Origin of the sequence: Enterococcus sp. DIV1375a (assembly GCF_051712205.1) — a bacterium.
Lineage (GTDB): Bacteria > Bacillota > Bacilli > Lactobacillales > Enterococcaceae > Enterococcus > Enterococcus faecalis.
The window spans coordinates 1,139,529-1,154,596 of sequence record NZ_JBIOOM010000001.1; the positions used below are offsets into that span (position 1 = coordinate 1,139,529).

At 36.9% G+C, this 15,068-nt stretch carries 13 protein-coding genes; 9 read left to right on the forward strand and 4 right to left on the reverse strand.

Annotated elements, in window-relative coordinates:
- Positions 1-34: 34 nt before the first annotated feature.
- From IGJ63_RS05595 to IGJ63_RS05605, 3 genes are all read right to left on the reverse strand, one after another.
- Positions 35-235 (reverse strand): cold-shock protein, encoded by a 201-nt coding sequence (locus tag IGJ63_RS05595; RefSeq protein ID WP_002357750.1) that lies wholly within the window; start codon positions 233-235, stop codon positions 35-37.
- 297 nt (positions 236-532) lie between these two features.
- Positions 533-1,654, reverse strand: a complete 1,122-nt coding sequence (locus IGJ63_RS05600; RefSeq protein ID WP_002357749.1) for a baeRF6 domain-containing protein — start codon at positions 1,652-1,654, stop codon at positions 533-535.
- A 334-nt stretch (positions 1,655-1,988) separates the two neighbouring features.
- Positions 1,989-2,339: a helix-turn-helix domain-containing protein gene (locus IGJ63_RS05605; protein WP_002365589.1), complete on the reverse strand. Its 351-nt coding sequence runs from the start codon at positions 2,337-2,339 to the stop codon at positions 1,989-1,991.
- A gap of 191 nt (positions 2,340-2,530) precedes the next feature.
- On the opposite strand from IGJ63_RS05605, the gene IGJ63_RS05610 reads away from it, so the two are divergent.
- The 5 genes from IGJ63_RS05610 (at position 2,531) to IGJ63_RS05630 (ending at position 7,591) form a co-directional block, all read left to right on the forward strand.
- Positions 2,531-3,964: an MFS transporter gene (locus IGJ63_RS05610; protein WP_002357746.1), complete on the forward strand. Its 1,434-nt coding sequence runs from the start codon at positions 2,531-2,533 to the stop codon at positions 3,962-3,964.
- A gap of 204 nt (positions 3,965-4,168) precedes the next feature.
- Entirely contained in the window at positions 4,169-4,843 is a 675-nt protein-coding gene (locus IGJ63_RS05615) for a metal-dependent hydrolase (RefSeq protein WP_002361745.1), read from the forward strand.
- Positions 4,844-4,852: 9 nt separating this feature from the next.
- Positions 4,853-6,172 (forward strand): DRTGG domain-containing protein, encoded by a 1,320-nt coding sequence (locus tag IGJ63_RS05620; RefSeq protein WP_284955109.1) that lies wholly within the window; start codon positions 4,853-4,855, stop codon positions 6,170-6,172.
- Positions 6,173-6,185: 13 nt separating this feature from the next.
- The gene (locus IGJ63_RS05625) at positions 6,186-7,139 is read left to right on the forward strand and encodes a DHH family phosphoesterase (protein WP_002357742.1); all 954 of its coding nucleotides are present in this window, start codon (positions 6,186-6,188) and stop codon (positions 7,137-7,139) included.
- A gap of 113 nt (positions 7,140-7,252) precedes the next feature.
- Positions 7,253-7,591: a zinc ribbon domain-containing protein YjdM gene (locus IGJ63_RS05630; RefSeq protein WP_002357741.1), complete on the forward strand. Its 339-nt coding sequence runs from the start codon at positions 7,253-7,255 to the stop codon at positions 7,589-7,591.
- A gap of 60 nt (positions 7,592-7,651) precedes the next feature.
- Here the strand turns inward: IGJ63_RS05630 and IGJ63_RS05635 are convergent, their stop codons facing one another.
- Complete coding sequence (locus tag IGJ63_RS05635; protein ID WP_002382283.1) at positions 7,652-8,050, reverse strand: hypothetical protein; 399 nt, start codon at positions 8,048-8,050, stop codon at positions 7,652-7,654.
- 55 nt (positions 8,051-8,105) lie between these two features.
- Between IGJ63_RS05635 and IGJ63_RS05640 the strand changes: the two genes are divergently transcribed.
- From IGJ63_RS05640 to alaS, 4 genes are all read left to right on the forward strand, one after another.
- Entirely contained in the window at positions 8,106-9,287 is a 1,182-nt protein-coding gene (locus tag IGJ63_RS05640) for a VanZ family protein (RefSeq protein WP_010707619.1), read from the forward strand.
- Between the two features lie 53 nt (positions 9,288-9,340).
- A complete protein-coding gene (locus IGJ63_RS05645; RefSeq protein ID WP_002385937.1) occupies positions 9,341-10,699 on the forward strand; it encodes a DEAD/DEAH box helicase in 1,359 nt (452 codons plus the stop codon).
- Positions 10,700-11,245: 546 nt separating this feature from the next.
- Positions 11,246-11,929 carry a helix-turn-helix domain-containing protein gene (locus tag IGJ63_RS05650; RefSeq protein WP_438746067.1) on the forward strand — a complete coding sequence of 228 codons (684 nt, stop codon included), beginning with the start codon at positions 11,246-11,248 and terminating at the stop codon, positions 11,927-11,929.
- Between the two features lie 345 nt (positions 11,930-12,274).
- A complete protein-coding gene (gene alaS, locus IGJ63_RS05655; protein ID WP_438746069.1) occupies positions 12,275-14,917 on the forward strand; it encodes an alanine--tRNA ligase in 2,643 nt (880 codons plus the stop codon).
- The last annotated feature ends 151 nt before the right edge of the window (positions 14,918-15,068 follow it).

Here is a 15,068-nt window from a genome sequence, read left to right on the forward strand (position 1 = left end):
ATTAACGTCAGGTTTTTGAGTCAGTATTGTTTAATTAAGCTTTAGTAACGTTAGTTGCTTGAGGGCCACGTTGACCTTCTTCGATTTCGAAAGTTACTGCTTGACCTTCTTCTAAAGTTTTGAAGCCGTCACCTTGGATAGCTGAGAAATGTACGAATACATCGTTTCCGTTTTCTGCAGTGATGAAGCCAAAGCCTTTGTCTGAGTTAAACCATTTTACTGTACCTGTTTCCATAATAAATATCCTCCTAGATGTGTGTTATAACACATTCATATTTTGCAATTACTTGAAAGGTGAAAAATGTGGAAGATGTTTATTTGAAACAGCTACCCATATTACCGAACAAAAACTACATCTATTACTATAGCATACTAACTGGTTTTTGTATAGCGATAACCTTATTTTCTTTTTTATCGGATGTTTTTTAAAAACTAGAAAGTGAAGATAAGGCTGTTATAGTGCTGTTTCAATAAGTCTCAGAAAAAAAGCCCATTGTAAGGCGCTTTCTTACAATGGGCTTTTTGCCTGTTTTTAATAACGGAGGATAGCCGCTAAAGACTTTTCATCTGGTGCAGCTTTTTGGTCTAAAACAAAAACTTGACCGCCGTTTTGAATGACTTGGTAAGCAATGGTGTTTAAAAGTTTGCGGCGATCGTACTCTTCAGATGACATTTCATTGTTTTCAGTAACAAAGAGTGACGTTGCAATAAAAAGATGGGAAATTTTGCCGTCAGCTGCCGCTGGCGAAATATCTGTAAATTGATCTAAGAATTTACGATCTAGTAATTTGTTATAAGAAGCTGTTTCTTTTTCTGTTAACTCTGCAGCTATTTTTTCACTAGCGCTGCGGATATCTTGAATGGTTGCTTGTGCAGGTGAAGCAGCAACTGAAATTGAGCAATCATAATAAGGATTTTTAGCAATCTTTTTAAAGAGTGTTTGGTTTTCTGGTAAAGCATAAAGATAAAGCGGTAATTTTTCAGGATTATCCAGTTGATCTTTTAAGAAAGTATCGACTGCTTGATAGTAGTTCACCCAATCAATTTCAACTTCTTTATCTTTAGTATTGATGCTATGATAAGCGACACCTTCTTTAGAACCGTTAGAACTACCTTGAGTTGAAAAGTTTAAATTACCACCTGTTAATTCATCACCTAAAGCTGTGACCACGTCTGTTGGCGCGTCTTTAGGCAATTCAACAGGAGTCACAGTCGTATGATCGACTTTGTAAAGTTTCATTGAATCGCGATTTAGAGCAAGTAGGTAATAATGGTAGTTAAATTGTTTGTCTTTGACTAGTCCAAGTAAATAAGGGATCGTGTCCACGTAATATTGATCGTCAACGGGCACATCTAATCGTTGAACAAAGGTGTTTTCTGGAGATAAGATGATTGAAACACTTGCTGTGCCGTTGCGCCAGAAGGAAGCATCAGCTAGAAGTGCGTCAATTTTTTCTTGGAAAACAGCCCATTTTTCCTCAGGAAATTTTTTTTCAAAGCGTGTTTTTGCCGCTTTTGCAAAATTTTTCAAAACAAGCGAATCTTTTTCTACGTTTTGATGAGCGACATGGGTGTTAAACAAGAAAGTAACAAACGGTCCATGAACTTCTTCAGAAAATAATGTTGATAAGCTATCTTTTTTTTGATTTGCCATAATAAAATCCCCCTTCTAAAAGTAAGTGTAGCACAGGAAATCGAATGTTTAAAACAATATGTTCAATAAAAGAAAACGCTTTAAATAATCTAAATAAAGGACTGTTAATGGTGTTCTAATAAAAGTTTTATAAAAAATATAGCTGAAACTCATGATAAAAAAGGCACAAACCACTATACTTACGTTATGCCAATTATCCCGAATTGGTTTTTTCATACTTACTCCTACCAAGAGTAAATAACAACCTTCATTTCCACCACAGACGACGGTCGTGGTGGTTTTTTTGTTTAGGTTCTAGTTTTTGCTATCAATGACTAGGAGAAGTGAACGTTCTTTAAGAATTTGTCATTTCAAATTTACGGAACCGCAAGAAACGATTTGCTTCTTCCTCTAACTGAGTAATTTCTTCTTCTGTTAACTCTTCCGTAGTAATGTGAATATGTAACTCTTTTTGTGTGCTTGTCATAGGTGCCTGATGATTAATCTCTGTTTGTTGGGTGCGGCCCATTAAATAGTCCAAGGAGACAGAAAAATAGTCTGCTATTTTTAAAAGATTCTCTACTTTAGGCGAAGAGGTATCCCAACGACGAATTTGTCCATTGGAAATGCCGACGTTTCTTTCTAATTGGGCGAGGGTTAGTTGCCTTGACTGAGCTAATTGTTTAATGCGAGAAATTAAGGTCATTTCAAGTCCTCCTTGTGTTTTCCGTTTGCTAATTTTAAATTAGCGTAAAAGCGAATGGTTGTCAATTGCGAGCGTGTAATAAGAAGGTGAACATCTCATGAGTGATTTTTTAGAAAATTTCCGATGAAAAAAAGAAGAAATAGAGTTATTATTAGTAAGTAAACTGTTTTGGAGCGAGAGGGGATGAATCAATGGAGAAAATTAAAAGTTACCAAGAGGATTCTGAAGTGCAGAAAAATCGTTGGTGGATCTTAGTTTCTGTGGCTATGTTTACCTTCATGTCTACATTAGATTCCAGCATTGTAAATATTGCTTTACCGACTATTTCAAAAGAAATGTCCGTACCCATGAATCAAGCGGAATGGGTCGTATCTATTTATTTAATGGTTGTCTGTGCTTGTTTATTATTATTTGGAAAAATTGGCGACAGTTTTGGAAAAATAAAAGTTTATCGAATTGGCACGGTTATTTTTACGATTGGTTCGTTACTTTGTGGCTTTAATCAATCGCTGAGCTTTCTATTATTTGCGCGAGTCGTTCAAAGTATTGGTGCTAGCATGACCATGGCGACCAATTCAGGAATTATTACGGAAGTATTCCCTTTAAATGAAAGAGGGCGGGCGCTCGGTGCAGTAGGTGCCTTTGTCTCTTTAGGCGCGATTGCTGGTCCTGGGATTGGTGGATTGATCTTATCAAACTTTTCTTGGTCGTATATTTTTTGGATTAATGTTCCTGTGGGGCTAGTTACAATTTTAATTGGCGAAAAGTTTCTACCAAAAGATATTACAAAAACAAAAGAAAAAATCGATTTTTCAGGATTTGCTTGTATTGCCATTGCGATTATGACGTTCTTCGGCGGGATTTTCCTCGGACAAGAGAGCGGGTTTGGCTCGTTACAATCCTATTTATTGTTCATTATTGCAGTAATCGCATTAGGATTATTTATAATGGTTGAACGAAAAAGAAAAAGCCCACTTATTAAGTTCGCAATTTTTAAAAACAAAATTTTTACTTTAAGTTTATTGTCCGCCGTTTTAATTTTTGCCTCAAACTTTTTTGTAAATGTTGTCATTCCATTTTATTTGCAGGATGCACGCAAACTAAGTGCTAGTTATGCTGGTCTATTAATGATGGTATTTCCGTTATTAATGGTGGTTGGGGCTCCTCTGAGTGGCTATTTGACGGATAAAATTGGCCCAGGTATTTTAACATTTGGCGGATTGTTGCTCTTGTGCTGTACGTCGTTAATGTATATGTTTTTAGATATGAATTCGCCTATCTGGTATTATGTGATTGCAACAGCCATTATGGGCTTGGGAAATGCACTTTTCCAGTCTCCAAACAATACAATGGTTATGAGCAGTGTTGAAAAGCAAGATTTAGGTGTAGCAGGAAGTATGAATTCTTTTGCTAGAAACTTAGGAATGGTCATTGGGATTGCGTTGTCAACGACCATTTTATATCGTGGTATGAGCGAAGCCTATGGTGAACGAGTAACCACGTATCTGGCTAATCGCCCAGATATATTTATTGTGGGAATGCGTGAAACCTTTTTTGTCGCCTTTCTATTATGTGTGGCGGCCTTTATATTAACGATTTTACGTTTTCGGAAAACAACCAAATAAGTAAAAAGAAACAGACGAGAAAGATTCATGATTTTTCTCGTCTGTTTCTTTACTAGCTAAGAAAATAAGCAAATGCGATTGTATATTTCTAATTCTCTGTTACAATAAAGAAAGTAAACTGTACTAAACTGTACTACTTTTAAGAATGAATTTGACGATTAATTATCATAAGAGTGTGTAGAAAATACCGTAGGAGGAATACAAATGGAACTGATAGGACATGGACATTCATGTATTGAAATTCGTCTAAACGACGGCACGAACCTTTTATTTGATCCTTTTATTAATGGCAATCCTTTAGCGGACGTTTCACTTGAAGATTTACACCCTGATTACATCTTAATCACCCACGGACACAGCGATCATATTGGCGATATGCTAGCAATTGCTCAAGCCAACAAGGCAACGATTATTGCGATAGCTGAAGTGGCTACGTATGCACAGTCGCAAGGGGTAAAAGCGCATGGAATGAATCTAGGTGGGCGTTATGTCTTTCCTTTTGGTTCGGTTAAATTTGTGCCAGCTTTGCATAGTTCCGGTTATGAAATAGACGGCGTAATGACCTACATGGGCGAAGCAAGTGGGATTATTTTAGAAGCAGAAGATAAAAAAATTTATCACGCTGGTGATACGGCGTTGTTTTCAGATATGCGCCTTTTTGCAAAAGACAAATCCATTGATGTAGCGTTCTTACCAATTGGCGATAATTACACGATGGGACCAGAGGATGCGCTAGAAGCAGTCTCTTACTTAAATCCCGAAATAACAATTCCAATTCATTACAATACCTTTCCTGTTATCCAACAAAATCCAGCAATATTCGTAGAGCAAGTAGTTGGCGGGAAAGTATTAAACCCAGGAGAGACGATCCTAGTTTAGGAGGAAATTATGGCGACGAAACATGATCAAATTTTAAAACATATTGAAGAATTACCAATTGGCGATCGAATCTCTGTTCGAAGCATTGCCAAAAGTTTAAGTGTTAGTGAAGGAACAGCGTATCGGGCCATCAAAGATGCAGAAAATATTGGGCTTGTTTCTACCATTCAACGTGTTGGTACGATACGAATTGAGCGGAAGTTAAAAAAACATATTGAAAAATTAACATTTGGTGAAGTGGTCCGGATTATTGAAGGGGATGTGTTAGGCGGTAGCTCTGGTCTAGACAAAGACCTTAATAAATTTGTAATTGGTGCGATGACAGAAACCGCGATGACGCGATATATTACTCCAGGCTCTTTAATGATTGTTGGTAACCGCCAAGGTGTGCAAAAGCTTGCTTTAGAAAATGGGGCAGCCGTTTTAATTACAGGTGGATTTGAAACATCTGAAGAGATTGCGCAGTTAGCAGATCGTCTGGGTATGCCTGTCTTGAGAACCACATACGATACATTTACTGTGGCTACTATGATTAACCGTGCTTTAAGTGATCAGCTGATTAAAAAAGACATTTTACTCGTCAGTGATATTTATACAGCGCTTGAAAAAACCAATTATTTGTTGACAACTCAAACGATTGCAGATTATCAGGCATTATCTGAAAGTACCCATCATTCTCGTTTCCCAGTAGTAAATAAGAAATTACGTTTAGTGGGGATTGTCACAGCCAAAGATGTCATTGGTAAAAGTGAACATTTAACCGTGGATAAAGTCATGACAAAGGACCCCAATGTTGTGAAAAAGATGATGAGTGTAGCGAGTGTCAGTCATCAAATGATTTGGGATGGTCTAGAAGTCATGCCGGTGGTGGAAGATGATTTAGCGCTTGTTGGGATTGTTTCTCGCCAAGATGTGATGAAAGCTATGCAATTGGTGCAACGACAACCACAAATTGCAGATACAATTTCAGATCAAATTTCCGGGGAAGTGATGCCTGTTGAAGAAAATGGCAAAGAAACAACCCGTTTTCGTTTTTCGGTTGCGCCCCAAATGGTTAACAGTGTTGGTACTATCTCGTTCGGTGTCCTAAGTGAAATTATTTCTAACGTGACACAACGAACAATGTTGATGAATCAAAAAAGAAATGTACTAATTGAACAAGTGAATCTACATTATTTGCGGCTAATCCAGTTGGAAAGTGAATTGGACATTCGTCCACGGATTTTAGAAATTGGTCGTCGCTCTGCAAAATTAGATATTGAAGTTTATTTAGAAAATGTCATTGTGGCAAAAGCAATTGTTGTTTGCCAAGTGATGGAGAGAACGTAGGAGGCTACAAAGAATGGACGTAGTAAAAGAAATTATGGCAGCAATTAAACAATATGAAACAATTATTATTCATAGACATCAAAGGCCGGATCCAGATGCAATTGGCTCACAGGTTGGGTTAGCAGAACTCTTAAGAGCGAGCTTTCCTGAAAAAAATATTTATCAAGTAGGCGGACCAGTGGAAGGCTTAGAGTTTTTAGCTGAAATGGACGTTATTACTGACGATGTCTATCGAGGTGCATTAGTCATTGTAACAGATACTGCAAATGCTCCACGAATTAGTGATGCGCGTTTTTCTTTAGGCGATCAATTAATTAAAATCGATCATCATCCGAATGATGAACCTTATGGAGATTTAGTTTGGGTGAATACAAATGCAAGTAGTTGTAGTGAAATTATTGTTGATTTTTGGCAACAGCATTTAGCAGAATTAACGATGACAGATAATGCAGCTCGTTTATTGTATGCTGGGATTGTGGGGGATACAGGACGTTTTCTTTATCCTTCCACTTCGGCGCATACACTCGCTGTCGCTGCGCAATTGCGTACGTTTAACTTTAATGCCGCAGACTTAAATCGTGAGTTAGACCAAATGCCTTTAAAGGTTGCTAAATTAGCGGGTTATATTTATCAAAATTTAGAAATCGACGCAAATGGCGCTGCTCGTGTCGTTTTACCACAAAGTATTTTAAACAGTTATGATATTGTCGATTCTGAAACGGCAGCCATTGTTTCAATGCCAGGAAAAATTGAAGATGTTCTCTCATGGGCAATCTTTGTTGAACAGCCGGAAGGTTATTATCGCGTTCGGTTACGTTCCAAAGGGCCAATCATTAATACAATTGCTAAAAAACATCATGGCGGCGGCCATCCTTTGGCAAGTGGCGCTAATGCACGTGATGCGGCTGAAATTGAAGTGATTTACCAAGAAATCCAAGCAGCTTGCCAAGAGTGGGCGCAAAAATAAATAAGTAATTAGAAAGTAGTTATCGGACGTTGATAAATCATTAGGACTACTTTTCATTCACTAGAAAATAAGGTAAAATGAAAAAGAATTATTTTTTACAAAGGAGAACGTTAATGACAGAGCAATTACCAAACTGCCCTGAATGTGGGTCGGCATATGCCTATGAAGATCGCGGATTATTTATTTGTCCAGAATGCGGTCATGAATGGTCACCAACAGAAGAAGTTGCAGAAGAAGGCTTAGTAGTTAAGGATTCAAATGGCAATCTTTTAGCGGATGGTGACAGTGTTACTGTAATCAAAGATTTGAAAGTTAAAGGTGCCAGTGGCGCAATTAAACAAGGCACAAAAGTGAAAAACATTCGTTTAGTGGAAGGTGATCATAACATCGATTGTAAGGTAGATGGCTTTGGTCCAATGAAGTTAAAATCAGAGTTTGTTAAGAAAAATTAAATTTCATTTGAATGATGAGACAGTAAGAGTCTAGGACACAACCATCGTCCTAGACTCTTACTAATGTTTATCGGTCTTGTATTTTATCATTGTACGAAGGCCGTGCCAAGCGTTGTAAAGTGTGAGGATTAACCCGATACCTAAAGGAATCCATAACCATTGCGGAGAATAAGCGGCATCTTTTAACGTTTCAGGGTTGATGGTCCATGATTCTTGCAATACTTGGAAACTAAAAACCATGAGAAATGTTGAAATAAGTAACAAAATAAACCGTAAATAATGAATCGTTGTTTGACGGTGAATCAGTGCAAAGAGTAAGTAGAGCACAAGTAAGAATAGCGGTACTCCAAACGCAAAATATGGCTGTAACATGAGAACGTCCTCCTTTTTCTTAATGATACTGCAAAGGAGAGGATTTGCAAAATAAAATTTATTGTTGGTACATTTTTTTAGAAACAAGTATAGTGTTATTGAGGCATTCATACTTGAAATTGTTTATCTTGGAGGGATTTTTATGGCAGTATATAGCGAACCAATTAAATGGGCAATCATTATTTTCCCGTTTCTAGCATTTTTTATTTCTGGGGCATTATTAATCTATGAATACCGCAAATATGGTTCATTTGTTTGGACACGAGCAATGATTTTGTATTCATTTGTTTTTTATTTATTATGTGCCTATTTCTTGGTAATTTTACCGTTGCCATCTCGAGCAGAAGTGGCTCAATACACAGGACCAACAATGGAACTGCGGCCTTTTCATTTTATTTCAGGGATTTTAAACGAAACTGTTTTTTCGATCAAAGATCCTAGTACGTATTTGCCAGCATTAAAACAACATGCCGTTTTAGAACCACTGTTTAATGTTTTATTAGTTTTACCTTTTGGTGTGTATTTACGGTATTATTTCAAATGTTCATTTTTAAAAACAGTTCTTGCGAGTTTTTTATTGTCATTATTTTTTGAATTAACACAGTTATCTGGCCTTTATTTTATTTATCCACGTTCGTATCGCTTGGCGGATGTCAATGATTTAATTAATAATACCGTCGGAGGCATGGTCGGTTATTGGTTGACGCCACTCTTTACCTTTTTATTGCCAACACGAGAAGAAATTGATGCCACCTCTTATGAAAAAGGGCAGACAGTTAGCCTGTTGAGACGTTTCTTTGCATGGGGGATTGATTGGTTGGTGATTGGCTTTGTGCAAGGCCTGCTCGTTTTTGGACTAAATTTCATTCCAGCTTATAAAAATTGGGCAACCAATTATCCGATTTTTTCAGATCGGATGTGGTTCTTTATCATGGTGTTTGCGGTCTTTATCGTCATGATGAAACTGACAAATGGTCAAACGTTAGGGAAAAAAGTTGTTCGCATTCGGGTGGTTGAAACAGGACATGAAAAAATTCGTTTAAAAGCCTTGTTTGTTCGCTACGGTTATTTGTATTTTGTGTATGGTTTAATTAGTATTTATCTAGCCAATGCCACTGATTTATTGAATTCTTCTAATCGGATGTTGCAAATGGTGTCACTGCTTCTGTATTTGTTCTGTTTAATTTTATATTTACTGTTTTTGATCAACGTTTTGTTAACCTTGATTCGTAAAAAACGGCGTTTGTTTTATGAAAAAGCCAGCCATACTTATACAGTCAGTACATTAGAAGTTGCGAAAACAAAGGAATCAGCAGGTGAGTAAAAGTTGTTTTTGTGTTATAATGCCAAAGTGCATAAAGAATTTAACGAGAAGAGGTGAGGCAAGTGCCTTCATTTAAACAATTTCAATTTCAACCTTTTATCAACGAAGCACTCGCAGAAAAAGGGTTTGAAGAACCAACAGAAGTCCAAGAAAAATTAATCCCAATCATTAAGAAAGGGAAAAGTGTCATTGGACAATCGCAAACAGGAAGTGGAAAGACGCATACTTTTTTACTTCCATTAATGGATAAAGTTAAGCCAACTATCGACGAAGTACAAATTGTGATTACTGCGCCTAGTCGTGAATTAGCCAATCAAATTTATCAAGAAGCGCAGCAACTGGCTCGTTTCAGTCAACCAGAAATTCGAGTGTCAAATTTTGTTGGCGGAACAGATAAACAACGTCAATTAAATAAATTAAAGCATCAGCAACCTCATGTGGTGATTGGTACACCAGGGCGTATTTTAGATATGATGAATGAACAAGCCTTGAAAGTGCATACGGCTTTTGCCTTTGTTGTCGATGAAGCAGACATGACATTAGATATGGGCTTTTTAGCAGAAGTCGATCAAATTGCGGGTCGTTTGCCAGAAAAATTACAAATGCTCGTTTTTTCTGCAACCATTCCAGAAAAATTACGACCATTTTTAAAAAAATATTTAGAAAATCCAGTGATTGAACATATCAAACCAAAAGCAGTTATTTCAGAAACAATTGACAATTGGTTGATTTCCACCAAAGGAAAAAACAGCAATCAAATAATTTATCAATTATTGACTATCGGGCATCCTTATTTAGCGATTGTTTTTGCAAATACTAAACAAAGAGTTGATGAAATCACCGATTACTTAAAAGATCAGGGCCTAAAAGTTGCCAAAATTCATGGAGACATTACACCACGCGAAAGAAAACGTGTGATGCGTCAAGTTCAAAATCTTGACTACCAATATGTAGTAGCTACTGATTTAGCCGCACGTGGGATTGATATTGAAGGGGTTTCACATGTCATCAATGCAGAAGTTCCACATGAATTGGACTTCTTTATCCATCGGGTTGGCCGCACAGGACGTAATGGATTGAATGGGACTGCCATAACATTATATTCACCAGCAGATGATGAAGCGATTACTCAGATTGAGCAGTTAGGTGTTTCTTTCAAACCAAAAGAAATTAAAAATGGTGAGATTGTAGAGACGTATGATCGTAATCGTCGAACAAAACGAGAAAAATCTCGAGAAGAATTAGACCCAACGTTAATTGGTTTAGTGAAAAAGAAAAAGAAAAAAATTAAACCAGGATACAAGAAAAAAATTAATTGGGCAATTGAAGACAGCAATAAGAAAAAACGTAAAATTGAACGTCGTCAAAAAGATCGTTCTGCTAGGAAAGCAAAAAAGAATTCTTCTAACTAAAAACGTTGTGGATTATAAAAAGTAAGGGACTAGAATCGTAAAGATTTTAGTCCCTTACTTTTTATATGATAAATATTTAAGTCACTTTTAAAATAACTCTTTTTTAAAAGTAGTTATCGTTAAAAGTAGAGAAAATTACCGATTAATTGTAAAGATTTTTGTCGAAAACATCAAAATGTTAGTGTTAAACATCAACATTTTGATGTTTTCTCGAGAAAAAAATAATAAAATTACAGAATTTTTGGCGTGTTTTAGCAAAAAGTAGGAAGTTTCGGCACTTTTTTTGTTAAAAAATCAGCTTTATTAGTTGATATTAAAGGAAATTCATTTTTTTTTACGGAGGATAAAAAAATTTTACACACAAAAAAAATCATTTTCTAATATAATATAAATAACCACCAAAATAAAGAATAAAGGAGCGAAGAGAGATGAAGATAAAAAGGTGTTTATTAACCAATCGATGGAGAAAACACGCGATTTGGTAACGTATTTTGATTGGTGCGTTTAGTTATTGGTAGCAGAAAGAGTTCTAGGAGGAAAGAAGAAATGAGAAGGATTTTGGTATTAACAAAGAACATTTTAGTTGAGCAAACATTTCAGCAGCAATCACAACATTTAAATTATGAAGTCTTTTGTACGAACTGCTGTGAAGAAACTATAGAACATGAGTTAACTTTTTTTAATTATTTTGATGCAATTGTATTAAGCGAAACACTATCTCAGAACGATTGCTTGAGATTATTAGGAAGTCTTTCATCGTTAGAGAAGCCGATTTATCGACGTTCACAATCGATGTGTAATAAACGTGAAGCGGAGATTTGGCAGGAAAGAGGTATTATCCGGTGGTTAGGCCTCAAAGATTCATTGGAAGATATTCGTGAAAAAATTGACACTGTCGATCAAAGTTTTGCCGAAGTCACAGCCGAGCTACTTGATGACCAAGTAAAAAAGATTCGCTTTACAAAAAACGAGCAACGCTTTTTAAAAATCTTGTATCAGCATGCCCACGAAGGGTTGGATCGTGATCAAATTTGTCGCTTGCTTTGGCAGAAAGAACCAGATGCTTCTACAAAATCGCAGCTGTCTTTCGTATGTAAACGAGTGAAACAAAAATTTAGTGATGCAGGTATGAACGAAGAGATTATTACAACCTCTTGGGGAAAAGGGTATCAAATAAATGAACAAATTTTGCCTTATTTAGAGCAAACGTTATTTGAAACAGCTCAGTAAGGAAAGATTCCTACGAAAACAATTGACTTTTTAGCAGATCTTTCTTATACTTTTGACTATAAGCTAAAGGATATGAGGAATCTTATTTTGATCACAGAAAGCCGTTCATTGCTGAGAGAAGGGCATCAGATAAATTTACTTGCTCCCTTTAGATGGACTTGATAGAAATATCAACGCGACTCTGCGTTATAGAGCTTAAGAGGTAATGATCCAACATCATTGCAATCAAGGTGGTACCGCGAGCAATCGTCCTTGACTGCAATGGTGTTTTTTGTGTTCACAGTCTGCCGCTTAAGAGGGTACAAAACATAAATAGTTAATTATTAATAGAAAGTAGGAAAATCAATGAAAGAATTAACAAGTAGTCAAGTTCGTCAAATGTATTTAGACTTCTTTAAGTCTAAAGGACATTCAGTAGAACCAAGTGCTTCTTTAGTACCAGTAAACGATCCGACATTATTATGGATTAACTCTGGTGTTGCAACCTTGAAAAAATATTTTGATGGCTCTGTTGTGCCAGAAAATCCAAGAATTACGAATGCTCAAAAATCTATTCGTACAAATGATATTGAGAATGTTGGGAAAACGGCTCGTCATCATACAATGTTTGAAATGTTAGGGAACTTCTCAATTGGAGATTATTTTAAAAATGAAGCGATTCACTGGGCCTGGGAATTTTTAACTGGTGCTGAATGGCTTGCTTTTGACCCAGAAAAATTATATGTGACTGTTTATCCGAAAGATACAGAAGCAAAACGCATTTGGCGTGATGAAGTTGGTTTATCTGAAGACCATATTATTGATGTAGAAGATAACTTCTGGGATATCGGTGCTGGTCCTAGTGGTCCGGATACGGAAATCTTTTATGATCGCGGCGAAGAATTTTTAGATATTCCAGAAGATGATCCAGAAAATTATCCTGGTGGCGAAAATGAACGCTATTTAGAAATTTGGAACTTAGTGTTCTCTGAATTTAACCATACACCAGAAGATACGTACGAACCATTACCACATAAAAACATTGATACGGGCATGGGCTTGGAACGTGTTGTATCTATCATTCAAGATGCACCAACAAATTTTGAAACTGATTTATTTATGCCAATCATTCATGCGGTAGAAGCTTTAGGAACTAACGTGAAATATGGAGATGCACCACAAACGGATGTTTCCTTTAAAGTGATTGCTGACCATATTCGTGCTTTATCCTTTGCAATTGGTGATGGTGCGCTTCCTTCAAATGAAGGTCGTGGCTATGTGTTACGTCGTTTATTACGTCGTGCGGTAATGCACGGGAAAAAATTAGGCATTAATGAAGCCTTTTTATACAAATTAGTGCCTGTTGTTGGCGAAATCATGGTAAGCTACTATCCAGAAGTATTACAACAAAAAGACTTCATCGAAAAAGTGGTTCGGACAGAGGAAGAACGTTTCCATGAAACCATCAATGAAGGTTTAAGCATGTTAAATGAGGTTATTAAAGAAGTTAAAGATGCAAAAGGCGATACATTAGATGGAAAAATTATCTTCAAACTTTATGATACTTTTGGCTTCCCCGTAGAATTAACGGAAGAAGTTGCAGAAGATGAAGGCTTGAAAGTCGACCATGCTGGGTTTGAAACAGAAATGGAAGCACAGCGTGAACGTGCTCGTTCTGCCCGCAGTAAAGAAACTTCAATGGGTGTTCAATCTGCTTTATTAACAGATATTAAAGTAGAAAGTAAATTTGTTGGCTATACAGAATTAACACATGATAGTGAATTATTTGTTATTATTCAAGGTGACGCACTAGTAAATGAAGCATCTGCAGGAACAGCCGAATTAATTTTTGCTGAAACACCATTTTATGCTGAAATGGGTGGACAAATTGCTGACCGCGGCTATGTAAAAAATACCGCAGGGGAAGTCGTTGCCAACGTGGTGGATGTGAAAAAAGCACCAAACGGTCAATTTTTACACAAAGTAGAAGTTTTGGCGCCATTAGCAGAAGGTCAAATTTATCAATTGCAAGTGGACGAACGGATGCGGACACGTATTTTGAAAAACCATACGGCAACCCATTTATTGCATCGTGCTTTAAAAGATGTGTTAGGGGAGCATGCCAACCAAGCAGGCTCATTAGTTGCACCAGGACATCTACGTTTTGACTTTACTCATTTTGGGCAAGTTACATCAGAAGAACTAGCGCGGATGGAAGCCATCGTTAACGAAAAAATCTGGGAAGCTATTCCTGTTGTCACAATTGAAACAGATATTGATACAGCGAAAAACATGGGCGCAATGGCGTTATTTGGCGAAAAATATGGCAAAGAAGTCCGTGTAGTTAATATTGGGGATTACTCTATCGAATTATGTGGTGGAACACATGTTGCTAATACAGAAGATATCGGGATTTTCAAAATTGTTTCTGAATCTGGGATTGGTGCAGGAGTACGCCGTATTGAGGCAGTGACGAGTAAAGAAGCGTATCAACTTTTACAAGAAGAAGAACGTCAATTGAAAGAGATTGCTACACTAGTTAAATCACCTCAATTAAAAGAAGCGGTTACGAAAACAGAGCAATTGCAACAACAATTACGTGATCTACAAAAAGAAAACGAACAATTGGCTGGCAAATTAGCGAACCAACAAGCTGGTGACATTTTTAAAGATGTCAAAGACGTCAACGGTGTTCGTTATATTGCCGCTCAAGTCAATGTTAAAGACATGAATCAATTACGCCAATTGGCTGACCAATGGAAACAAAAAGAATTGTCTGATGTACTAGTTCTAGCAACTGCACAAGATGAAAAAGTAAGCTTGTTAGCGGCTATGACAAAAGACATGAACGGAAAAGGCTTAAAAGCCGGTGACTTAATCAAAGCAATTGCGCCAAAAGTTGGCGGTGGCGGCGGTGGTCGTCCTGATATGGCTCAAGCTGGTGGGAAAAATCCAGCAGGGATTGCGGATGCCTTAGCAGAAGTTGAAAACTGGTTGGCAAATGCCTAATTAAAAATGTTTTCCCTATTATTAATATAAGGAGAATGCTCTTTATAGCAATAATGACAGCCCTCTTCAAAGTTATGAAATTGATTTTGAAGGGGGTTCTTTTTTATAAGTGATTAGGGAGAGAAAACAGTAGATTGCACGAATGTGTAAG